Source organism: Arenimonas terrae, assembly GCF_006265115.1.
Classification (GTDB): Bacteria; Pseudomonadota; Gammaproteobacteria; order Xanthomonadales; family Xanthomonadaceae; genus Arenimonas; species Arenimonas terrae.
Window position 1 is genome coordinate 559,165 of record NZ_SMDR01000001.1, and the last position, 21,449, is coordinate 580,613.

General features: G+C 70.2%; 23 protein-coding genes and 4 tRNA genes. 2 read left to right on the top strand and 25 right to left on the bottom strand.

The features are described 5' to 3' along the window. Position 1 precedes the first annotated feature (1 nt). Together E1B00_RS02590 and folD are read right to left on the bottom strand one after the other, a co-directional pair. Positions 2-886: a TRAP transporter TatT component family protein gene (locus tag E1B00_RS02590; RefSeq protein WP_246048452.1), complete on the bottom strand. Its 885-nt coding sequence runs from the start codon at positions 884-886 to the stop codon at positions 2-4. A 24-nt stretch (positions 887-910) separates the two neighbouring features. Continuing rightward, positions 911-1,786: a bifunctional methylenetetrahydrofolate dehydrogenase/methenyltetrahydrofolate cyclohydrolase FolD gene (gene folD, locus E1B00_RS02595; protein ID WP_139445313.1), complete on the bottom strand. Its 876-nt coding sequence runs from the start codon at positions 1,784-1,786 to the stop codon at positions 911-913. A gap of 87 nt (positions 1,787-1,873) precedes the next feature. Between folD and E1B00_RS02600 the strand changes: the two genes are divergently transcribed. Continuing rightward, on the top strand, positions 1,874-2,170 hold the full coding sequence (locus E1B00_RS02600) for a DUF1244 domain-containing protein (RefSeq protein WP_139445316.1): 297 nt from the start codon (positions 1,874-1,876) through the stop codon (positions 2,168-2,170). A gap of 73 nt (positions 2,171-2,243) precedes the next feature. Here E1B00_RS02600 and E1B00_RS02605 read toward each other — a convergent pair whose 3' ends face one another. Then, the gene (locus E1B00_RS02605; protein WP_139445319.1) at positions 2,244-2,654 is read right to left on the bottom strand and encodes a hypothetical protein; all 411 of its coding nucleotides are present in this window, start codon (positions 2,652-2,654) and stop codon (positions 2,244-2,246) included. A 142-nt stretch (positions 2,655-2,796) separates the two neighbouring features. Here E1B00_RS02605 and E1B00_RS02610 point away from each other — a divergent pair, with 142 nt between their 5' ends. Further along, positions 2,797-3,654 carry a tetratricopeptide repeat protein gene (locus tag E1B00_RS02610; protein WP_139445321.1) on the top strand — a complete coding sequence of 286 codons (858 nt, stop codon included), beginning with the start codon at positions 2,797-2,799 and terminating at the stop codon, positions 3,652-3,654. A 58-nt stretch (positions 3,655-3,712) separates the two neighbouring features. Here the strand turns inward: E1B00_RS02610 and E1B00_RS02615 are convergent. From E1B00_RS02615 to E1B00_RS02720, 22 genes are all read right to left on the bottom strand, one after another. Next, positions 3,713-3,787: transfer RNA gene (locus E1B00_RS02615), tRNA-Val, on the bottom strand. 53 nt (positions 3,788-3,840) lie between these two features. Then, a complete protein-coding gene (locus E1B00_RS02620; protein ID WP_139445323.1) occupies positions 3,841-5,469 on the bottom strand; it encodes an FMN-binding glutamate synthase family protein in 1,629 nt (542 codons plus the stop codon). 11 nt (positions 5,470-5,480) lie between these two features. Next, on the bottom strand, positions 5,481-5,795 hold the full coding sequence (locus tag E1B00_RS02625; RefSeq protein ID WP_139445326.1) for a hypothetical protein: 315 nt from the start codon (positions 5,793-5,795) through the stop codon (positions 5,481-5,483). Between the two features lie 28 nt (positions 5,796-5,823). After that, positions 5,824-5,910, bottom strand: a tRNA-Leu gene (locus E1B00_RS02630). A gap of 73 nt (positions 5,911-5,983) precedes the next feature. Beyond that, a tRNA-Cys gene (locus tag E1B00_RS02635) sits at positions 5,984-6,057 on the bottom strand. 90 nt (positions 6,058-6,147) lie between these two features. Next, positions 6,148-6,223: transfer RNA gene (locus E1B00_RS02640), tRNA-Gly, on the bottom strand. 74 nt (positions 6,224-6,297) lie between these two features. Next, positions 6,298-6,858, bottom strand: coding sequence for a CDP-diacylglycerol--glycerol-3-phosphate 3-phosphatidyltransferase (gene pgsA / locus E1B00_RS02645; RefSeq protein WP_139445328.1), 561 nt, complete (start codon positions 6,856-6,858; stop codon positions 6,298-6,300). Positions 6,859-6,868: 10 nt separating this feature from the next. Further along, positions 6,869-8,722, bottom strand: coding sequence for an excinuclease ABC subunit UvrC (gene uvrC / locus E1B00_RS02650; protein ID WP_139445331.1), 1,854 nt, complete (start codon positions 8,720-8,722; stop codon positions 6,869-6,871). Further along, on the bottom strand, positions 8,719-10,143 hold the full coding sequence (locus tag E1B00_RS02655; protein WP_246048453.1) for a redoxin domain-containing protein: 1,425 nt from the start codon (positions 10,141-10,143) through the stop codon (positions 8,719-8,721). Before E1B00_RS02655 ends, uvrC begins: the two co-directional genes overlap by 4 nt. Positions 10,144-10,168: 25 nt before the next feature. Then, entirely contained in the window at positions 10,169-10,636 is a 468-nt protein-coding gene (locus E1B00_RS02660) for a low molecular weight protein-tyrosine-phosphatase (RefSeq protein ID WP_139445333.1), read from the bottom strand. A gap of 23 nt (positions 10,637-10,659) precedes the next feature. Next, positions 10,660-11,427 (bottom strand): 3-deoxy-manno-octulosonate cytidylyltransferase, encoded by a 768-nt coding sequence (kdsB, locus tag E1B00_RS02665; RefSeq protein WP_139445335.1) that lies wholly within the window; start codon positions 11,425-11,427, stop codon positions 10,660-10,662. Continuing rightward, complete coding sequence (lpxK, locus tag E1B00_RS02670; RefSeq protein ID WP_246048455.1) at positions 11,414-12,412, bottom strand: tetraacyldisaccharide 4'-kinase; 999 nt, start codon at positions 12,410-12,412, stop codon at positions 11,414-11,416. Before lpxK ends, kdsB begins: the two co-directional genes overlap by 14 nt. Then, positions 12,409-14,163: a lipid A export permease/ATP-binding protein MsbA gene (gene msbA, locus E1B00_RS02675; protein WP_139445337.1), complete on the bottom strand. Its 1,755-nt coding sequence runs from the start codon at positions 14,161-14,163 to the stop codon at positions 12,409-12,411. The genes lpxK and msbA overlap by 4 nt, the downstream gene beginning before the upstream one ends. Continuing rightward, on the bottom strand, positions 14,160-14,582 hold the full coding sequence (locus E1B00_RS02680; RefSeq protein ID WP_139445339.1) for an ExbD/TolR family protein: 423 nt from the start codon (positions 14,580-14,582) through the stop codon (positions 14,160-14,162). The genes msbA and E1B00_RS02680 overlap by 4 nt, the downstream gene beginning before the upstream one ends. Further along, the gene (locus tag E1B00_RS02685; protein WP_176693096.1) at positions 14,579-15,229 is read right to left on the bottom strand and encodes a MotA/TolQ/ExbB proton channel family protein; all 651 of its coding nucleotides are present in this window, start codon (positions 15,227-15,229) and stop codon (positions 14,579-14,581) included. Before E1B00_RS02685 ends, E1B00_RS02680 begins: the two co-directional genes overlap by 4 nt. Positions 15,230-15,232: 3 nt before the next feature. Then, the gene (locus tag E1B00_RS02690) at positions 15,233-17,599 is read right to left on the bottom strand and encodes a DNA internalization-related competence protein ComEC/Rec2 (protein WP_246048456.1); all 2,367 of its coding nucleotides are present in this window, start codon (positions 17,597-17,599) and stop codon (positions 15,233-15,235) included. A gap of 1 nt (position 17,600) precedes the next feature. Further along, a complete protein-coding gene (gene lolD / locus E1B00_RS02695; RefSeq protein ID WP_176693097.1) occupies positions 17,601-18,305 on the bottom strand; it encodes a lipoprotein-releasing ABC transporter ATP-binding protein LolD in 705 nt (234 codons plus the stop codon). Beyond that, positions 18,298-19,542 (bottom strand): lipoprotein-releasing ABC transporter permease subunit, encoded by a 1,245-nt coding sequence (locus E1B00_RS02700; protein ID WP_139445341.1) that lies wholly within the window; start codon positions 19,540-19,542, stop codon positions 18,298-18,300. The genes lolD and E1B00_RS02700 overlap by 8 nt, the downstream gene beginning before the upstream one ends. Positions 19,543-19,548: 6 nt before the next feature. Next, on the bottom strand, positions 19,549-20,007 hold the full coding sequence (locus E1B00_RS02705) for a hypothetical protein (protein ID WP_139445343.1): 459 nt from the start codon (positions 20,005-20,007) through the stop codon (positions 19,549-19,551). After that, positions 19,970-20,218 (bottom strand): FAD assembly factor SdhE, encoded by a 249-nt coding sequence (locus E1B00_RS02710; RefSeq protein ID WP_139445345.1) that lies wholly within the window; start codon positions 20,216-20,218, stop codon positions 19,970-19,972. Before E1B00_RS02710 ends, E1B00_RS02705 begins: the two co-directional genes overlap by 38 nt. Further along, positions 20,215-20,640 (bottom strand): MAPEG family protein, encoded by a 426-nt coding sequence (locus E1B00_RS02715; RefSeq protein ID WP_139445347.1) that lies wholly within the window; start codon positions 20,638-20,640, stop codon positions 20,215-20,217. The genes E1B00_RS02710 and E1B00_RS02715 overlap by 4 nt, the downstream gene beginning before the upstream one ends. Before the next feature lie 3 nt (positions 20,641-20,643). Next, positions 20,644-21,426, bottom strand: coding sequence for a succinate dehydrogenase iron-sulfur subunit (locus tag E1B00_RS02720; RefSeq protein ID WP_139445348.1), 783 nt, complete (start codon positions 21,424-21,426; stop codon positions 20,644-20,646). Positions 21,427-21,449 lie beyond the last annotated feature (23 nt).

The following is a 21,449-nucleotide window of genomic DNA, read 5'->3' on the forward strand; positions in this document are numbered from 1 at the left end:
CTCAGAAATAGTCCTTGCCGGATTCCACCAGCGCTTTCGCGCGCTCCTGGGCCAGCACGTTCATCAACGTAAAACCGGGTTCGCGCGGGTCGGCGGCCAGCACTTCGACCAGCAGGCGGTCGTGCAGTTCCTGGTCGAACACCAGGCGCGCGTAATACTCGGCGAGCAGGGTCTTGGCGTAGAGGTTGCGGCCGCCGCTCTGGGCGATCGCCGCTTCGAAGTGCCGGCGCCCGAGTTCGGGCTTGCCGCCGATCGCTTCGGGGCGCAGCGAATTGAGCACGCCCAGGTACACGCGGGCCATGCCGCGGGCATGGCCCGGATCGATGGCGGTCACGCGCACCAGCAGGGCCTCGACCTTGGGCAGGTCGGCGATCGCGCCCCAGTCCTCGCTGTTGGCCTGCAGGAAGCCGGCCCAGGCGGCGGCCAGCGCGTAAAGGCCGGCGACGTCCTTGGCGGGGGCGGCCGCGACGGCCGCTTCGAAACCGCCGATGTCCTGGTCCAGGGCGCGGCACAGCGCCGCATCCTGGGCGCAGGTGCCGCGCTTGGCGTAGGCCAGGGCCTTGGCGGCCAGGCGGCGCGCGCGGTCGCGGTCGCTGCCGGTGAAGTTGCCGGCATAGGCGCCGTTGAGTTCGGCGGCGGCGAACAGCAGCGAGGCCTTGCCCCTGTCGCCCTGGCCGTCGTCGGCGACCAGGCCGTCGATCAGCAGCAGGTAGGCCGGCAGGCCGTCGCGCACGGTGGCCGGGTCGTCGCTGTTGAGTACGGCACTGCCCAGCTGCGAAGCCAGGCGGTCACCGGCACTGCTGACCACGGAGGCGCAGCCCGTCAGGCCCAGGGCCAGCAGGGTCGCGGCGGCGAATCGGGACATCGGGCGTCGGAGCATCGGCATGGCGTCAGTCTCCAGTGTCGCGTTTCAGTGTGACGCCTGGAGTGTGTCGAAGGCGTCGGCGGCTTCCAGGGTGTTCTGCATCAGCGTGGCCACGGTCATCGGGCCGACGCCGCCGGGCACCGGCGTGATCCAGGACGCGCGCTCCGCCGCAGCCTCGAAGCCGACGTCGCCGACCAGGCGGCCGTCGTCCAGGCGGTTGATGCCCACGTCGATCACCACCGCGCCGGGCTTGACCCACTCGCCCGGCACCAGGCCCGGCCGGCCCACGGCCACGACCAGGATGTCGGCCTCGCGCACGTGGCGCTCGAGCACCTCGCGCGGGGTGAACTTGTGGCAGCAGGTGGTGGTGCAGCCCGCGATCAGCAGCTCCAGCACCATCGGCCGGCCGACGTGGTTGCTGACGCCGACCACGGTCGCGCTGGCGCCGCGTACGGGGCGGTCGGTGTAGGCCAGCAGCGTGGTGACGCCGCGGGGCGTGCAGGGCCGCAGGCCGAACTGGCGCAGGGCCAGGTGGCCGACGTTTTCGGGATGGAAGCCGTCGACGTCCTTGCGCGGGTCGATGCGGTGGATCAGCCAGTTGGCGTCGCGGTTCCCGGGCAGCGGCAGCTGCACCAGGATGCCGTGGATGGCCGGGTCGGCATTCAGGCGGTCGATGAGGGCGGCCAGTTCGTCGTCGCTGGTATCGGCCGGCAGGTCGTAGTCGATGGCGCGGATGCCCACCTTCTTCGCGGCCCGGCGCTTGTTGCGCACGTAGACGGTGGACGCGGGGTCCTGGCCGACCAGCACCACGGCCAGCCCGGGGGCCGGTTTGCCGGCGGCCAGGCGCGCCTGCACGCGCTTGGCGAGGTCGTCGAGCAGGGCTTCGGCGATGCCTTTGCCGTCGAGGATGCGGGCGCTCATGGGGCTCCGGGCTGCGGGGGGCGGATTGGCGCACAATGCGCCGGTCGCGAACCGCGATTATCCCCGAAGCCTTCCCCGCCCCGCCACATGACCGATCACACTGCCCTCGAAGCCGCCGCTTTCCGCCGCCTGGTCCAGCACCTGCAGCAGCGCAGCGACGTGCAGAACATCGACCTGATGATCCTCGCCGGCTTCTGCCGCAACTGCCTCTCGAACTGGTACCAGGAGGCCGCCGAGGCCGCCGGCACGCCGGTGGGCAAGGACCAGGCCCGGGAAATCGTCTACGGCATGCCCTTCGAGCAATGGAAGCGCCTGCACCAGACCGACGCCACGCCGGAGCAGCTGGCCGCCTTCGACGCCGCGCAGCGCCGGCACGCCCCCTGACCGGACGCGGACAAAAAAACGCCCCGGGGCTGCCGGGGCGTTGAAATCCCACTGACGGGAAGAGAGATCGTGATCAGGCGCGCTTGCGGCTGCGCTTGGCGGCCGGGCGGGCGACGCGCTTGGCGGTGCGGGCCGGGCGCTTTTTCGCCGGGGCCTTGGCGCCGAGCTTGACCAGCACCGGCGCGAAGCGCGCCTCGAACTCGGCCTGGGCGAGCTGGGCGAACTGGGCCGCCTGCTTCTGCACCGGGGCCAGGCGGGCCTTGGCCTGCTTGCGGAGCTTGGCGACGGTGCTGCCGGCGTCGCGGGCCGCGGTCTGGGCGCGGCTGCGCAGCGTATCGGCGCCGGAGGCCAGGCCATCGACGGACTTCAGGGCCTGCTTGCGGCAGAGCGAAGCGGCGCCGATGCCGGCCAGCAGCACGGCACGCGGGGTGAGTTCGGTCTTGGTCTTGCGGACGCTGCGACGGGTGGTGCGGGTACGGGTCATGGCAAGCCTCGTGACGGGTGGCCAGGTTGGCCGGTCTCGCCAGCGAGTCTGTGCGCGGCACCTTGAGCATTCACACTAAGTCCGAGGCTTGCGGCGCGCGTGTCGCCGGGACATTCTGGCCGTCCTTTCCAGGAGCGCTGCGATGGCCGCCAAGAATTCCAGCTGGGCCAAGTTTCCCCACGATGCCAAGGCCTTCGATTACGCCGGCGACAAGCTCAAGAAGGCCTGGCCGGCCCTGCACGCCGGCGACACCGAACCCTTCCCCGACGACAAGCGCGCCGCGGCCCTGATCAAGGCCGCCGGCAAGGCTGCCCCCAGGGGGCTGGACGCGGCCGGCCTGGCCGAAGCCCTGCAGGACGCCTGGCGCGCCTTCCATCGCGGCGATTTCCAGCAGGCCTATCAGGCCGGCGAGGCCCTGGGGCCGGTCGGCGCCTCCGTGGCCTGCAAGGCTCTCGGCATCCACGCCACCTACCTGGTGGACGACGAGGCCGAACAGCTCAAGCGCTACGAACAGGTCGGCAAACTCGCCGAAGCCGCCATCGCCGCCCTGCCCGACGAGGCCAACAGCCACTATCGCTTCGCCTTTGGCATGGGGCGCTACAGCCAGGGCATCAGCATCGCCAAGGCGCTGAAGATGGGCCTAGCGGGCAAGGTGCGCAAGGCGCTGGAAGCGACGCTGGAGCGATCGCCCAAACACGCCGAGGCGCATACCGCGCTGGGCCTCTACCACGCCGAGATCATCGGCAAGATCGGCGCCCTGGTCGGCGGCATGACCTACGGCGCGAAAGCCTCCGAGGCCGAAAAGCACCTGGCCACGGCCCTGAAGCTGACCCCCGACTCGCCGATCGCCCACATCGAGCACGGCAACCTGCTCCTGCTGCTGCATGGGGAGAAGAAGGAGGACGCGGCCGCGTCGGCCTTCGAGAAGGCCGGCAAGCTCAAACCCCGGGACGCGATGGAAAAGCTGGACGCGGAGTTCGCCAAGTCGCAGCTCGAGTGAGGCGCGCCGGAGTCCGGAAAAGAAAAAGCCGGGCAATGCCCGGCTTTTTCTTTGTGACTGGTGGGCGGTACAGGGCTTGAACCTGTGACCCTCGCCGTGTGAAAGCGATGCTCTACCGCTGAGCTAACCGCCCGGAAGAGGACGCGAATGTTACGCGGAGCCCCCGGGGCCGGTCAAGGACAGGGCCTACTGCAGCTTGCTGGCCTGCATTTCCCCCGCCTTGGCCGGGGGCGCGAAGGTGTCGGCGCGCGCCTGTTCCCAGAACACCTTGAACACCGCGTGGTCCGGGATCGTTTCCAGCAGCTCGCCCGGGCGCACGAAATGATGGAGCTTGGCCAGCGCGCGCACTTCGGTGGACGAGACGCGGCGGATGATGTGCTCGGGCCCGAGCTGGTTGGGGTGCTCCAGGCCCGCGGCGGCGAGCAGTTCCTTGAGCGCCACCAGCGTGTTGCGGTGGAAATTGAAGACCCGTGTCGCCTTGTCCTGCGGATCCAGCGCGGCCTGGCGGCCAGGATCCTGGGTGGCGACGCCGGTCGGGCAGCGGTCGGTGTGGCAGCTCTGCGACTGGATGCAGCCCAGCGAGAACATGAAGCCGCGCGCGGCGTTCACCCAGTCGGCGCCCAGCGCCAGGGTGCGGGCGATGTCGAAGGCGGTGACGATCTTGCCGGCGGCCCCGATCCGCACCTTCGACCGCAGCTCCAGCCCGACCAGGGTGTTGTGCACCAGCATCAGCGCCTCGCGCATGGGCGCGCCGACGTGGTCGGTGAATTCCAGCGGCGCGGCGCCGGTGCCACCCTCGCCGCCGTCCACCACGATGAAGTCCGGCAGGATCCCGGTTTGATGCATGGCCTTGGCGATGGCGAACCATTCCCAGGGATGGCCTATCGCCAGCTTGAAGCCCGTGGGCTTGCCGCCGGAAAGTTCGCGCAGCCGGTCGACGAACTGCAGCAGCCCGATCGGCGTGGAGAAGGCCGAATGCGCGGCCGGCGAATGGCATTCCACACCCTGCGGCACCCCGCGCGCCTCGGCGATCTCGGCGCTGACCTTGGCGCCGGGCAGGATGCCGCCCTGCCCCGGCTTGGCGCCCTGGCTCAGCTTCACCTCGATCATCTTCACCTGCGGATCGCCGGCGTTGGCCGCGAACTTGTCCGCATCGAAGCCGCCGTCGTCGGCGCGGCAGCCGAAGTAGCCCGAGCCGATCTCCCAGACCAGGTCGCCACCGTGTTCGCGGTGGTAGCGCGAGATCGAGCCTTCGCCGGTGTCGTGATAGAAGCCGCCGCGTTTCGCGCCCAGGTTGAGCGCACGGATGGCATTGGCCGACAGCGAGCCGAAGCTCATCGCCGAGATGTTGAAGACGCTGGCCGAATACGGCTGCGCCCTGCCCTCGCCGATGACGACCCGGAAGTCGTGCGAATCGATCCGGGACGGCCGCAGCGAATGGTTCATCCACTCGTACTTGTCGCTGTAGAGGTCGCGCTGGGTGCCGAACGGCCGCTTGTCGAGCACGTTCTTGGCGCGCTGGTAGACGATGGCACGCTGCTGGCGCGAGAACGGCAGTTCGACGGTGTCCGATTCGATGAAGTACTGGCGGATCTCCGGGCCGATCGACTCCAGGCCGTAGCGGAAATGCGCGGTCACCGGAAAGTTGCGCCGCAGTGCCTGGCGGCGCTGCAGCAGATCCCAGATGCCCACTCCGGTCAGCGTGCCGAACACGGCCAGGCCCCAGCCCGCCAGCGGCCACCAGGGCAGCGCGGCGGCACAGGCGATCGCCAGCAGGACGCAGCCCGCGAACGGCCAGTAGCGGGACGGCAGCACGGCGGGCCCGGTCAGTCCAGCGACGGCGCGACCGCCGGCCGGCGCTTGAGCTGCTGGTACACGTCCCAGAGGCCGTACAGCCCGACCAAGGACACCAGCAGGAAGGTCGCCTGGTAGACCAGGGTCATGTCGCCGATCGCGTCGGGTCCGCCGCTGGCGATCAGCTGCGACAGCAGGGGCAGCAGCCAGCGGCTCAGGATGCCCAGCGCATAGCTCGCGGCCAGGATCAGGAAGCCGTTGATGCGCGTGTGCTGCCAGGTCGCGAGCAGCAGCAGGATCGCCGCGGCGTCGAAGGCGAAATACAGGAAGCCCGTCAGCAGATCCATCGTGTTTTCCCCTGGTGCCGCGTTCGGTTGGTGCCCGGGGTGGGGGTCGAACCCACATGGCCTTGCGGCCGGAGGATTTTAAGTCCCATGCGTCTACCAGTTTCGCCACCCGGGCCTGCGGGCATGGTGCCGGATCGCGGCGCCGGCCGCCAGAAAACAAAAGCCCCGCCGGAGCGGGGCTTTCGAACTGGAGGCCGAGGTCGGAATTGAACCGGCGTACGCGGATTTGCAGTCCGCTGCATGACCACTCTGCCACCCGGCCGGGAAGCGTTGCCGGAAGCTTATCGCGTCCGGCGGCGGTTGCCACCGCCTGAAAAAACAAAACCCCGGCGGGCGGGGTTTTGTCTGGAACTGGAGCGGGAAACGAGACTCGAACTCGCGACCCCGACCTTGGCAAGGTCGTGCTCTACCAACTGAGCTATTCCCGCAAGAGACGCGCATTTTGGGGGAACGGCCCCCGGGGTGTCAACACCCCGTCACGCAAAAATTCAGGCGGCGGGTCTCAGCCCTTGCGCCGCATGGTCGGCCAGGCCGCATGCAGGTAGTCGAAACCCGACCACAGGGTCAGCGCCGCGGCGATCGCCAGCAGCCATTCGCCGATCCTGAAAACGGGCAGGCCCAGCAGGTTTTCCTCGAACAGCAGGCAGCTGATCGCGGTCATCTGCACGATGGTCTTGAGCTTGCCCAGGCCGGCGACCTTCACCAGGCCGTGCGCGCCCATCTGCGCCATCCATTCGCGCAGCGCCGAGATGGTGATCTCGCGGCCGATGATCACCGCGCTCAGCAGCGCCATCCACGGCGTATCGTGGCGTTCGACCACCAGCAGCAGCGCGAAGGCGACGGTGAGCTTGTCGGCCACCGGGTCGAGGAAGGCGCCGAACGCGGAGTACATCCCGTAGCGCCGCGCGATCCAGCCGTCGAGCCAGTCGGTCATCGCGCCGAAAATGAAGATCGCCGCGGCGGCGATGTTGGTCCAGCCGTAAGGCAGGTAGAACACGACGACCAGGACCGGGATCAGCACGATCCGGAACAGGGTCAGCATGGTCGGAATGGTCAGGTTCACGGGCGTCCCGTCAGGCCTCGGTCTGGGGGGATTGTGGCTCAAGTCCATGCAGCGCGGCGTAGATGCGCTGGGCCAGGGCTGCATTGACGCCCTCGACCCGCGCGATTTCCTCCACGCCCGCGGCCTTGAGCCCGGCCAGCCCGCCGAAATGTTTGAGCAGGCTGGCGCGCCGGCGCGGGCCGATGCCGGGAATGTCCTGCAGCCGGCTGGTCTCGCGTGCCTTCTGCCGTTTGCCGCGATGGCCGGTGATGGCGAAACGGTGGGCCTCGTCGCGCACCTGCTGCACCAGCTGCAGGCCCGGCGACGCGGCGCCGGGGCGAAGCTCGCGGCCGTCGGGCAGCACCAGGGCTTCGTGCCCGGCGCGCCGCGCCTCGCCCTTGGCCACGCCGACCATGGCCACGCCCTGCACGCCGAGTTCGTCGAGCACCACACGCGCCTGCGCCAGCTGGCCGGCGCCGCCGTCGATCAGAAGCAGGTCGGGCAATACGCCCTCCTCGACGCCGCGCTTGAAACGCCGCTCCAGGGCCTGGTGCATGGCCGCGTAATCGTCGCCGGGCTCGATGCCGACGATGTTGTAGCGGCGGTACTGGCCGCGCACCGGTCCCTCGGCGTCGAACACCACACATGAGGCCACCGTCGCTTCGCCCATGGTGTGGCTGATGTCGAAGCATTCGATGCGCCGCGGCGGCTCGGACAGCTCCAGCATCTCCTGCAGCGACAGCAGCCGCGCACGCTGGCTGGCGCTGCTGCTGGCTTCGGTGGCCAGGGCGAGCGCGGCGTTCTGCCGGGCGATCTCCAGGTAGCGCGCCCGCTCGCCGCGCACCGAGGCCTTGATCTCGATCTTGCGCCCCGCCTGGGAGGCGAACACGCCTTCGAGCAGGTCCTGGTCGGCGATGGCATGGCTGAGCACGATCTCGCGCGGTGGCCGTTGCTCCAGGTAGTACTGCGCGACGAAGGCGCCGAGCACTTCCTCGGCGCTCTCGGCGCCGTTGGCCTTGGGGAAGAAGCTGCGCGTTCCCTGGTTGAGGCCGTTGCGGAAGGCCATCAGCAGCACGCAGGCGCTGCCCTGCTCGAGCACGCAGGCCAGCACGTCCATCTCGACCTGTTCGCCCTCGACATACTGGCGGGCCTGGATCTTGCGGATGCCGGCGATCTGGTCGCGCAGCAGGGCCGCCTGCTCGAAGTCGAGGCGCTTGCTCGCCTCCTCCATCGAACGGCCGAGTTCGTCCACGAGCTCGCCGCTGCGCCCTTCCAGGAACAGCGCCGCGCGCCGCACCGTGGCGTCGTAGTCCCGGGTCGCCACCAGGCCCACGCAGGGCGCGCTGCAACGGCCGATCTGGTGCTGCAGGCAGGGCCGGCTGCGGTTGCGGAACACGCTGTCTTCGCAGCTGCGCAGCTTGAACAGCTTGAACATCAAGTCCAGCGTCTCGCGCACGGCGCCGCTGCTCGGGTAGGGCCCGAAATAGCGCCCGGCGGCCGAGCGCGGCCCGCGGTGGAAACCCAGCTTCGGCCAGGTCTCGTCGGTCAGCACGATGTGCGGGTAGCTCTTGTCGTCGCGCAGCAGCACGTTGTAGCGCGGCCGCAGCGACTTGATCAGCTGGTTCTCGAGGATCAGCGCCTCAGCCTCGGTGCGCGTCACCGTGATCTCGATCGCCGCGATCTGCGCCACCATCAGGGCGATGCGCCGCGATGGCAGGTCCTTGAGGAAATAGCTGCCCACCCGCTTTTTCAGCGACGCTGCCTTGCCGACATACAGCACGGCGCCGTCGGCGCCGAGCATCCGGTACACGCCGGGCGCGGGCGTCAGGTCGCGGACGAAGGCCTTGCCGTCGAAAGGCGCGGGCGCGGTATCGCTGGAACTCATTCGCCGATGGGCAGGCGGCCGAGCTTGCCGCTGCCGACGTCATAGCGCAGCACTTCATGAGCGCCGGTGTTGGCGATCCACAGCGACCCGGCACCGGCCGCCAGCGCCGCCGGCTGGTCCAGCGGCTGCGGCAGGTCGTGGGTGCTCATTTCGCCGCCGCCCAGTCGCAGGCGGCGCAGGCTGCCGTTGTAGCTGTCGGCGACCCAGAGCACCGGCGAGGCGGGGTCCAGCGCCAGCGCCAGGGGCAGCTGCAAACGCGCATCGCGGCGCTGGCCGTCCTGCTCGCCGAACTCGTAAAGCCCTTGCCCCACCAGGGTCTGCACCTGGCCCTGGGTGACCTGGACGGCGCGGATGGCGGAGGTGGCGGAGTCGGCCACGTACAGCGTCTGCTGCACCTGCGCCAGTCCCGCGGGATGCGCGAACATCGAATTGCGCAGCGGACCGTCGAGGATGCCGAGTTCGCCGCTGCCGGCGAGCAGCTTCAGCCTCGCCTGGCCGAGGTCGTATTCCCAGATCTGGTTGCTGCCGGCCATGGCGATGAAAAGGCGGTCCAGCGTGCCGGCCACATCCCAGGGCTGGTTGAGCGGCAGTTGCGCGGCGGGCTCGTTCGTACCTTCCCGCACCGGCCCCGGGCGGCCATTGCCAAGCACCGTCTCGACTGCGCCGTCGAGCAGGCGGATACGCCGCAGCGCGTGGTTGCCGGCATCGGCGACATACAGGGCTTCGCGCACCAGGCACATGCCGCGCGGATGGCGGAACGCGGCGTCCTCGGGCGGGCCGTCCACCAGGTCGCCGTGGCCGGTGCCGAACTCGCGCAGCACGCGGCCCGAATGCGTGCATTCCAGGATGCGGTGGTGGCCGGTGTCCGCCACGTAGAGGTGGTTCTCGCTGACGGCCAGGCCCGACGGAAACGCCAGCGGCAAGCGCGGTTCGGCGCCGCTGCGGCGGGCCGGATTGCCGGCCAGCACGGCACCACCGACTTCGTCGATCAGGCCGGCGATGGCGGCGTCCAGGGCGGCGCCCTGGTGGTCGCCCGCCAGGACCTGGCGGAGCCGACCGCGGGTATCGACCAGGGCCACCGACGGCCAGGACTGGATGCCGTAGTGCTGCCACGTCACCCAAGCACGGTCATTGGCGACCGGGAACGGCACGCCGAGGCGATTGGCGGCCTTGAGCACCAAGCGCCCATCGACTTCCGAATCGAACTTGGGCTGGTGGATGCCGATCATCGACAGCCCGACCGGGAAACGCGCCTGCAGGCGCGCCAGATCGTCGATCAGGTTCTGGCAGTAGGCGGAGCTGGCGTTCCAGAACACCAGCGCCAGGACGCGGCCCCGGTGGCTTGCCAGCGTCTGCGGTTCGGCGTTGAGCCACTGCAGCGAGGGCATCAGATCGGGAGCGATGGCGGCATCCTGCGACATGGGTTCGGCTCCTGGGCTCGGGGCATTATGCCTGCCGCGACAGGCGGCGCAGCAGGCCATGGGCGGCGTCGCGCGCCAGCCGGCAGGCGTGGTCGAAATCGGCCGCGGTGCCGTAGTAGGGATCCGGCATTTCGCCGCCCGGGATCACGCCGCACCAGTCCAAGGCCAGCGCGACGCGTTCCTGCGCCGCGGGGCCACCCCTCGCCTGCAGCCACGAGAGGTTCTCGCGATCGGCACAGAGGATCAGGTCGAAGCGCTGGAAGTCCTCGGCCACCACGCCACGGGCACGCTGTTCGGAAAGGTCGATGCCATGGCGGGCCGCCGCGGCGATCGCACGGGCATCAGGCGGCTGGCCGGCGTGCCAGTCGCCGGTGCCCGCCGAATCCAGTCCCGAGGTCGCCGGGTGCCCCGCGCCGGCCAGAACCTGCCGCGCCCAGCCTTCGAGCAGCGGCGAGCGGCAGATATTCCCCATGCAAACAAACAATATATTCAATGGGTTGGAGAATATACTTAAAGTCAGCTGCGTGCAGCCATGCGCGCTTCGGCGCGGGCCAGGTCGTCTTCGGTGTCCACCCCGGGCGGGAACGGCACCGGGGTCAGGCCGACGGCGATCCGGTGGCCGGCTTCCAGCACGCGCAGCTGCTCCAGCGCCTCGAGCTGCTCGAGCCGGCCCGGCGGCAGGGCCGCGAAGCGGCGCAGGAAACCGGCGCGGTAGGCGTAGATGCCGATGTGGCGCAGCGCCTCGCCGCCAACGGAGCCCAGCCGGTCGCGGGCGAAACGGTCGCGCTGCCAGGGAATAGGCGCACGGCTGAAATAGAGCGCGAGCCCCCGAGCGTCGCGCACGAGCTTGACCGCGTTCGGGTCGAACAGAGTGTCGGTGTCCTCGATCGGCGTGGCCAGGGTCGCCATCTCGGCGTCGCCGGCGGCGAGCGTGGTCGCCACCGCGTGGATGCCTTCCGACGGCGCGAAGGGTTCGTCGCCCTGCAGGTTCACGACGATCTGCGCGTCGCTCCAGCCGAGCTGTTCGGCGCATTCGGCCAGCCGGTCGGTGCCGGAGGCGTGGTCGGCGCGGGTCATGCACACGGTCAGCGCCTCGCCCGTCAGCGCGTCGGCGATGCGGACGTCGTCGGTGGCGACCACGACCTGGCGCGCACCGGCGGCCAGGGCGCGGCGGGCCACATGCACCACCATCGGCGTGCCGGCGATCAGCCGCAGCGGCTTGCCCGGCAGGCGCGAGGCGCCGAAGCGCGCGGGGATGGCGACGATGAAATCAGTGTCCGGCATGGGCGCAGCTCCAGTCGGCCAGCCGTTCGCGGACGGCGGCGAAAAATCCGGCGGGCAGTTCCGCCCGGACGGGAATGGCATAGGCCCGCGACAGGCCGAACTCGGCGCACTTCACCGCGTCCTTTTCGGTCATCAGGATCGGCAGCGGCGGATCCAGGCGCAGGTCCTGGGCGAGGTAGTCGTGATGGTCCGGGAAGGCGTGCTCGTGCAGCTGCAATCCCCGTGCGCGCAGCGCCGCGAAGAACCGCGCCGGATGGCCGATGCCGGCGACCGCGTGCACCGGCTCCGCGGCGAAATCCTGCAGGGCGAGCGCCGGACCACCCTCCAGCGGCTGCGCATCGGCGAGCACCAGCTGCATGGCCCATTCGCCCTCGCCCGCCGTCCCGCCGTTCACCACCCGCAGGTCGACCCGGCGGGAGGCCGGTTCGCGCAGCGGGCCGGCCGGGATCAGGCGGCCATTGCCGTGGCGGCGCTCGCCGTCGATCACCTCGATCTCCAGGTCGCGGCCCAGGCGCCGGTGCTGCAGCCCGTCGTCGGCGATGATCAGGGTGCAGCCTTCGGCAACCAGACGACGCGCGGCCGCGACCCGGTCGCTGTCGACGAACACCGGCAAACCGGTCTGGCGCGCGATCAGCAGCGGCTCGTCGCCGCAGACCTCGGCGGACAGATGCGGCTGCACCCGCACCGGATCGAGCGATCGACGGCCGTAGCCGCGGCTGACGATGCCGGGCTTCCACCCCTGTGCGGCCAGGGAACGCGCCAGCGCGATGGTCAGCGGCGTCTTGCCGCTGCCGCCGGCGACCAGGTTGCCCACCACGATCACCGGCACACGCAACCGATGAACTCGGCGCAGGCCACGCCGGTACAGCGCGCGGTCGAGCCGCAGCAGGCCGGCGTAGACCAGGGACAGCAGGCGCAGGCCGGGCTCCGGCGCCACGCCGCCGTACCAGCGTCGCAGCAGCCAGCGCTCCAGCGCGGCTTTCACCCGGCCTCCGTCTCGCGGAACTGCATGCGGTGCAGGTGCGCGTACAGACCGCCACGGGCCAGCAGTTCGGCATGGCTGCCCTGCTCCACCAGTCGGCCGCCGTCGAGCACCAGCACCTGGTCGGCGTGTTCGACGGTGGAAAGGCGGTGCGCGATCACCAGGGTGGTGTGGTCCGGGATCAGGCGGTTGAGCGCATCCTGCACCAGGCGCTCGGACTCGGTGTCGAGCGCAGCGGTGGCTTCGTCCAGAATCAGGATCGGCGCGTCCTTGAGGATGGCGCGGGCGATCGCCAGGCGCTGGCGCTGCCCGCCCGAGAGCAGGCCGCCGTTTTCGCCGATGCCTGCATCCATGCCGCCGGGGAGCCGATCGATGAACTCCGAGGCGTTGGCGGCTTCGGCCGCGCGGCGGATGCGCGCCGTATCCAGGCCGGCGGCCTGGCCGTAGGCGATGTTGGCGGCGACGCTGTCGTCGAACAGCATCACGCGCTGGCCGACCAGGGCGATCTGCCGGCGCAGGTCCGCCAGGCGGTAGTTCTGCACCGGCACGCCATCCACCAGCACGGTGCCTTCGGCGGCGTCGTAGAAGCGTGGCAACAGTCGGATCAGGGTGGACTTGCCGCTGCCGGAACGGCCGACGATGGCCGTGACCGTGCCGGGCGCCGCGCGGAAGCTGATGCGGTCCAGCGCCGGCACGTCCTGGCCGGGATAACGCACCGTGACGTCGCGGAACTCGATTTCGCCGCGTGCCGACAGCAGCGGCATCGTGCCCTCGTCGGGTTCGTCCGGCTGGTCGAGGATGGCGAACAGGCGCTCGGAGGCCGCCACACCGCGCTGGATCAGGCTCTGCACGTTGGTGATGCGCTTGAGGGAGGGCAGCATCGCCATCATCGCCGACAGCATCGCCACGAAGCTGCCGGCGCTCATGCGGCCCTCGGCGGCTTCGGTGCCGGCGACCAGCAGGATAACCGCCAGCGCCACCGCCGCCAGCAGCTGCACCACCGAGGACGCGGCTGCGCGGGTGGCGTCCACCTTCACGCCCAGGCGCAGGTTGCGGTCGATCAGGCTGCGGTAGCGGCCGAGCTCCGAGGCCTGCGCGCCGTAAACCTTCACTTCCTGCTGCGCCGACAGCGCCTGCTCGGCCACCTGGGCCATGCTGGCGACGCCGTCCTGGATGCCGCGGTTGATGCGCCGGTAGCGGCGCCCGACCACGCCGGAGATGCCGGCGATCAGCGGCGCCACCACCAGCATCACGATGGTGACGCGCGGGCCGTTGTAGAACATCACGCCCAGCAGCACGAGGATGGTCAGGGTGTCGGTCAACAGCACCTTGATGGCGTCGCTGCTGGCCTGGGCGACCTGCTCGGTGTCGTAGTTCAGGCGCGAGACCATCGCCGCGACGGGCTCGCGGTCGAAGCGCGTGCTGGGTAGGCGCAGGTACTTGGCCATGACCGATTCGCGCAGGTCGCGCACCACGCTGCGGCCGACCCGGGACATGCCGTAGTCGGTGGCGAAGGTGGCAATGCCGCGCAGCAGGAAGATGCCGACGATCGCTGCCGGCAGGGACCAGCGCACCGCCGGGTTCCGGGCCACGAAGGTCTCGTTGACCATCGGCTCCATCAGCGCGGTGAAGGCGCCGGCCGCGGCGGCTTCGAACAGCATGCCGATGAAGGCCGCCACCAGGAACGGCCAGTAGCGCTTCGCCCGCCCCAGCAACCGGCGGTAGATCACCCAGGCGGAGGCTTCCGTGGTCAAGGTTTGGCCTCGGGCGTGGTGGCGATCGAAAGGCGCGTGAAGCCCAGCTGGCCCAGCGCATCCATCGCCGTCACCACCGACTGGTGCGGCGTGCGGGCATCGGCGCGCAGCACCACCGGCCGGGTGCGGTCGTCGCCGGCGACACGCGCGATGGCTTCCTTCAAGGAGCCGACGTCGCGCTTGAGCACTTCATTGTTGCCGATGAAAAAACGGCCCTCCGCATCCACCAGCACGGTCAGCGGATCGCCAGGGTCGGCATCGGACACGGCCTGGGACTCGGGAAGCACCAGCTTCAGCGCCGAGCGGTGGTCGAAGGTGGTGGTGACGACCAGGAAGATGATCAGGCAGAAGACGACGTCGATCAGGGAGACCAGGTTGATCTCCGGTTCGTCGGGAACCTTGCCCGAGCTCAGCCTCACGCCTCACCCCGCTTGGCCTTGGGCGCCTTGGCCGGCGGCGGCGAGGCGCCCTCGTCCAGGGCGTCGAGCAACGCGGTGGCCTGCATCTCCATGTCGACGATGTAGCCGGTGACGCGGCCGCGCAGGTAGCGGTGGAACATCAGCGCCGGGATGGCCAGGCACAGGCCGGCCGCGGTCGAGATCAGGGCCTGGCCGATGCCGCCGGCCAGCCGGTTGGCGTCGCCGACGCCGGTGGTCAGGATGTCCAGGAACATCTCGATCATGCCGAATACCGTACCCAGCAGGCCCAGCAGCGGCGCGACGGCGGCGATGGTGCCCAGGGCGCCCAGGAAACGCTCCAGCCGGTAGGCGACATGGCGACCGACGTCTTCGATGCGTTCCTTGATGATCTCGCGCGGCCGGTGCCGCACGTCCAGGCCGGCGGCCAGCAGTTCGCCCAGCGGCGAGTTCCTGCGCAGCACGTCGATATGCTTGGGATCCAGGCTGCGGCCCCGGGCCCATTCCCTCACTTCCTCGCCCAGGCCGGGCGGCAGCACTTCGCGGCGTCGCAGGGTCCAGAAGCGCTCGAGGATGATGGCCGTGGCCAGCACCGCCAGCAGGATGATCGGCAGCATCACCCAGCCGCCAGCTTTGATCAGTTCAAGCACGCCTCACCTATCGGGTTCAGTCCGGCCGATAGCATAGCCTGTGCCGTCGGGCCCGGCATCGCGCCAGTAGCGGCGGCGATCCTGCCGCAGCCGGGCCACCGGGCCCGGTCCGTCGGCGCCCAGGCGCAGGCTGATCGCACCGCTGGCGGCCGTGCCGTGGACCGCGACGCCATAACGCGCATAGCGATCGAGTACTACGGGTTTGGGCAGGCGGAAGCGGTTGTCATGGCCGACCGCCAGCAGGGCCAGGCGCGGCCGCACGGCCGCGATCAGGTCAAGGCTCGACGAGGTGTCGCTGCCGTGGTGCGGCACCAGCAGCACCTCCGCTGCCGCCTGGTGCGCCGGCAGCGCGGCCAGCCGCGCTTCGACGTGGCGGCCGATGTCTCCCGGCAGCAGCGCGCGGGCCCCGGCCGTTTCGATTCGCAGCACGCAGGAACTCTGGTTGCGCTGGTAGGGGAAGTAGCGCGGCGGATGCAGGAAGCGGAAGACCACGCCGTCCCAGGTCCAGCCCTGCCCGGCCTCGCAGGTCGCCATGCCCACCCTGGCCCAGCCCTCGGGAGCGAGCACGCGTTCCGGCGGGAACGCGGCCATCACCGCCGCCGCACCGCCCGCGTGGTCGTTGTCGCCGTGGCTGAGCACGAGGGTGTGCAAGCGATGCAGGCCGCGGGCGCGCAGGGCGGGCACCACCACCGCTTCGCCGAGATCCAGGCCGCGCGGCATGGCGGGGCCGGCGTCGTAGAGCAGCACGTGGTTCCGTGTCCGCACGACCAGGGCCAGACCCTGGCCGACGTCGAGCAGCAGCAGGTCGGCCTCGCCGTGGGCGGGGCGGTCCAGCCTTGGCCAGAGCATCGGCAGGAGCAGCAGCCACGCCAGCCCCTTGCCCGGCACGCCGCGCGGCAGCAGCAGCCAGAACGTGCCGGCCATCGCCAGCACGATGGCCGCGGGCGTGGGTTCCGGCAGCCAGACCAGCGCCGCGGGCCAGGCCGCCACCCATTCCAGCAGCTGCCACAGCAGCGCCATCAACGCAGCGGCGGCCTTCCAGCAGGCCGCGGCGCCGGCCGCCCACACCGGTGCAAGCGCAAGTCCCGCCAGGCACAGCGGCACCACCCCGAGGCTGATCCAGGGAATGCCGATCAGGTTCACCAGCGGCCCCGGCAGCGAGGCCTGGCTGAAGAACCAGACGCTGGCCGGCAGCAGCCCGAGCACGGCGATGCCCTGGGCGTGAAGATATGGGCGCCACAGCCCCGCGGCCGACGGACCCGGCAGGCACCACATCAGCCAGCCGACGCCGAGGAAGCTGAGCCAGAAGCCCGGAGACAGCACGCTGAGCGGATCGACCACGAGGACTACGATCAAGGCGAACGCCAGTGCCTGGGAGGGCGCCTGCGGTCTTCGCAGCAGCCGCGCCAGCAGCACCGCCGCGATCATCAGCAGGGTGCGCACGGTCGGCAGGGCGAAGCCGGCGAGCGCGGTGTAGGCCGCCGCCAGCACCAGCGCCGCCAGCGCGCTGCCCTGTGGCCTCGGGCAGCGGCGGGCGAGCGCCGGCAGCAACCCGTAAAGTCCACGGCCCAGCAGTACACCGAAACCCGCCACCAGGCCGACGTGGAAGCCCGAGATGGCGATCAGGTGGGTGAGCCCGGTGGCGCGCAGGACCTGCCAGTCATGATCGTCGAGCGCGCGGGTGTCGCCCAGCGCCAGCGCCGCGACGAAGCGGGACGAGGGATCGGGCACCGCCTGGCGGATGCGCGCCGACAGTTCGCCGCGCCACGCATCCAGGCCGCTTCCCGGCGCAAGCATCGAAGCCGATCCGGGGTCCGCGACATGCCCCGTCGCCGCGATGCGCTGCTCGAGCGCCCGGCGTTCGAAGTCGAAACCGCCCGGATTCACCAGCCCGCGCGGACGCCGCAGTTTCACCTTCATGCGCCAGCGGCTGCCGGGCTCGAGCACCGGCACGGTGTCGGGGGCGTGCACGTACCAGCCCAGTCGCAGCTTGCGGCCGACCAGGTCCGCCGCAGCCCCCAGCCCCGCGGTCACGCGCAGCTCGAAACGGACGGCGTCGGCTTCGACGATGGGCAGGCCGAGCACGCGGCCCTCCAGCAGCCATTCGCGGCCGGAAAGCTCGGCAGGCAGGCGCAGCGCCATCGCCGATTGGCCATGCATCACCGCCAGGCCCAGTCCGGCCAGGAAGGCGCCCACCAGCCGCGGCCACCCCGCGCGCGTCCATGCCGCGACACCCAGCGCAAGCAGGCACAGGGCGGCGCCCGTCGGTGGAAGTTGCGGAAACCCCTGCACCGCCCCCACGCCCGCCAGCAGCGCGCCGGCACTGGCAAGCCCCAGGGGCGTCGGCGCGATCGCCGGCCCGCCGCGCACGCTACTCCGCGGGCAGCGGTCGCAGTTGTCCCTGGGTCAGTTCCAGGGTCCGATCCAGTCGCCGCGCCAGGCGGCGATCGTGGGTGACCATGACCAGGGCCGTGCCCTGTTCGCGGTTGAGTTCCAACAGCAGTTCGAAGACGCCCGCGGCGGTCTTCTCGTCCAGATTGCCGGTCGGCTCGTCGCCGAGCACGCAGGCGGGTTTGGTGACCAGCGCACGCGCTACCGCCGCGCGCTGGCGCTCGCCGCCCGAAAGCTCGCCGGGTTTGTGGCCCATGCGATGGCCCAGGCCCACGCGCTCGAGCAGTGCCTGCGCCGGCTTGCGCGCCGACGCCACAGCTTCGCCGCGGATCAGAAGCGGCATCATCACGTTCTCGAGCGCGGTGAACTCCGGCAGCAGATGGTGGAACTGGTAGATGAAGCCGAGCGCGCGGTTGCGCAGTTCGCCGCGGGCTCGTTCGCCCAGGCCGGACATGCGCTGGCCGGCGACGTGCACTTCGCCCGAGCTGGCCTGGTCCAGGCCGCCCATCAGGTGCAGCAGCGTGCTCTTGCCGGCGCCCGAGGCACCGACGATCGAGACGGTTTCGCCGGCGCGCACGGCCAGGTCGAGGCGGTCGAACACCGGCGTGCGCAGGTCACCCTCTTCGTAGGTCTTGCCCAGCTTCTCGCAGCGGATCACGAAGTCCATGCCCGGGCCCTTATTCATAGCGAAGCGCCGTCGCCGGGTCGGTGCGCGAGGCGCGCCAGGCCGGGTACAGGGTGGCCAGCAGGCACAGCACGAAGGCCACGCCCGCCACCATCGCCACGTCCGACGCGTAGACCGCCGTCGGCACGCCGCTGATGTAATACACGTCCGAAGGCATCAGCTCGGCGCCGACCAGGCCCTCGATGAAGCGCACCACGTGCGAGAGGTTGCTGGCCAGCAGCACGCCGCCGCTCACGCCGACCGCGATGCCGACCACGCCGATCACCAGCCCCTGCACGATGAACACCCGCATCACCGCGCCCGGCGACATGCCCAGGGTGCGCAGGATGGCGATGTCGGACTGCTTGTCCTGCACCAGCATCACCAGCGACGAGACCAGGTTGAAGGCGGCGATGGCGATCACCAGCGACAGCAGGATGAACATCACCGTCTTCTCCATCTTCAGCGCCCGGAAGAAGTTGGCGTGGTCGCGGCCCCAGTCGCGGACCCGGTAGTAGCCGTCCATGCGGTCAGACAGTTCGCGCGCGACCGGCCAGGCCTCCCACATGTCGGTGAGCTTCAGGCGCACGCCGGTGACGCCCTCGCCCATGCGCCCGAGGCGCTGGGCGTCGGCGAGGTGCACCAGGGCCAGGCCCAGGTCGTATTCCTGCGCGCCGGCCTCGAACACGCCGACCACGGTGAAGCGCTTGGCGCGCGGCAGCGCGCCGACCGGCGTCACCGTGGCTTCGGAGACGAACACGTTGACCGCGTCGCCGGGCCCGACGCCCAGCATCAGCGCCAGCTCCTGGCCCAGGATGATGTTGAATTCGCCGGCCTTCAGGTCGTCGAGCCGGCCCTGCTTCATCTTGTCGGCGATTTCGCTCACGCGCGGCTCGAGTTCCGGCAGCACGCCGCGGATGATGGCGCCGCGGCGCTGGCGGCCCTGCAGCAGCGACTCGGTTTCGACGTAAGGCGCCGCCCCGAGCACCCGCGGATCCTCGGCAGCCAGCTTGATCGCGCGTGGCCAGTCCTGCAGGGGTCCGTCGATGCCGGACACCGTGGCGTGGGCCACCATGCCCAGAATGCGTTCGCGCAACTCCTGCTGGAAGCCGCTCATCACCGCGATGGTGGTGATCAGGGCGATGACCCCGATGATGATGCCCAGGATGGACGCCATCGAGATGAAGGAGATGAAGCCGTTGCGGCGCTTGGCGCGCAGGTAGCGCAGGCCGATCGAGAATGGCAGGGGCTGGAACATGGGCGCCTAGGCTGCCACGGCGGGCAGCGGTTTTTCGGAACGGGAGCTGACGACGCCGGCCAGCCGGAGCTGGCGCCGCATGGAGGGGCACAGCGTATCCGGACCCCAGGCGAATTGGCAGCGCCGGCCGCAGGCATCGCGGCCGCGCATCACGGCCAGGGGCCCGCGCAGCTGCCAGCGCACGTCCCGCAGCGGCGTCAGGCCGCCTTCGGCATCGACCTGATGCCATCCGGACACGGGGTCCGCGCGGACCAGCCGGCAGGATGGCCGCCACCACTCGCGCAGGGACAGCCGTAGTCCCTGCGCCAGGCACAGCGCGGCCAGCGATGCGGCCACCCGCCCGGGAAGGTCGCTGAGCATCAGCGCGGACGCGGCCAGCGGGCCCAATCCTGCCAGGCCGGCGATGAGACAGCGCGAGGGGCGCCAGTCAATGCGGAAGGTCGATGATGGTGCGGACGAGGACATCGAGGTCGGCATCCTGCGGCGTTTCCCGGCCCATGAACCAGCGCCAGAGCTTATCGTCCTCGGTGTCGAGCAGCCGCAGGAAAACCGCGCGTTCGGTTTCGTCCGCCGCCGGCCAGCGGCCGTCGAGATATCGCAGCATCAGCTGGTCGAGTTCGCGCATGCCGCGCCGGCAGCGCCAGCGCAGGCGGCGCAGTTCGGCCTCGTCGCTCACACGACCAGGACCCAGGCCAGGCGGCCCAGGTAGACGAACAGCGCGAGCGTCGCCAGCGCATAGGCGATGAATCGGTGCACCACGCGGTTGTAGCTGCACTGGATCAGGCTGTGCAGGCCGCGCAAACCGACGAAGGCCCAGGCCAGCCCGGCCAGCACCGCGTCGTTCACCCCGGCCGAAACCGTTGCCAGCACCAGCACGTAGAACAGCACCGGCACTTCGAACAGATTGATGAAGTTGTCGCTGGCGCGGGTGTCCTTGAGCAGGTGCTTGTCGGCCGAGCCGGCGAGACGCTGCGGGTCGATCTTCGAGCGCCGCATCTCCGGCAGGCGCACCGCGTACAGGCGCAGCCAGACCAGCAGGGTCAGCCCGACCATGGCCAGCAACGGCAGCACCAGCGGATGCGCGGACGCGGCCGGCATGGCTCAGGCACCCCGCCGCTGCAGCATCAACTTCTTGATCTCGCCGATCGCCTTGGCCGGGTTCAGGCCCTTCGGGCAGGTGCGGGCGCAGTTCATGATGGTGTGGCAGCGGTAGAGCTTGAACGGGTCTTCCAGGTCGTCCAGGCGGGCGCCGGTGTCCTCGTCGCGCGAATCCACGATCCAGCGGTAGGCCTGCAGCAGCACGGCCGGGCCGAGGTAGCGGTCGCCGTTCCACCAGTAGCTCGGGCAGCTGGTGCTGCAGCAGGCGCAGAGGATGCACTCGTACAGGCCGTCGAGCTTGGCGCGGTCTTCCTTCGACTGCAGGCGCTCCTTGGCCGGCGCCGGGCTCTGGGTGCGCAGCCAGGGCTTGATCGAAGCGTACTGGGCGTAGAAATGGCTCAGGTCCGGCACCAGGTCCTTGATCACCGGCATGTGCGGCAGCGGGTAGATCGGCACGTCCTGCTTTCCGCACTCGTCGATGGCCTTGGTGCAGGCCAGCGTATTGGTGCCGTCGATGTTCATCGCACAGCTGCCGCAGATGCCTTCGCGGCAGGAACGGCGGAAGGTCAGCGTCGGATCGATCTCGTTCTTGATCTTGATCAGCGCGTCGAGAACCATCGGCCCGCACGAATCCAAATCGACTTCGTAGGTGTCGGTGCGCGGGTTCGCGCTGTCGTCCGGGTTCCAGCGGTAGACCTTGAACGTGCGCACGTTCGTCGCGCCCGGCGCGGGGAAGTGCCTGCCCTTGGTGACCTTGGAGTTTTTCGGGAGGGAGAACTCAGCCATTGTTCGCTTCTCGGTTCGGTGCC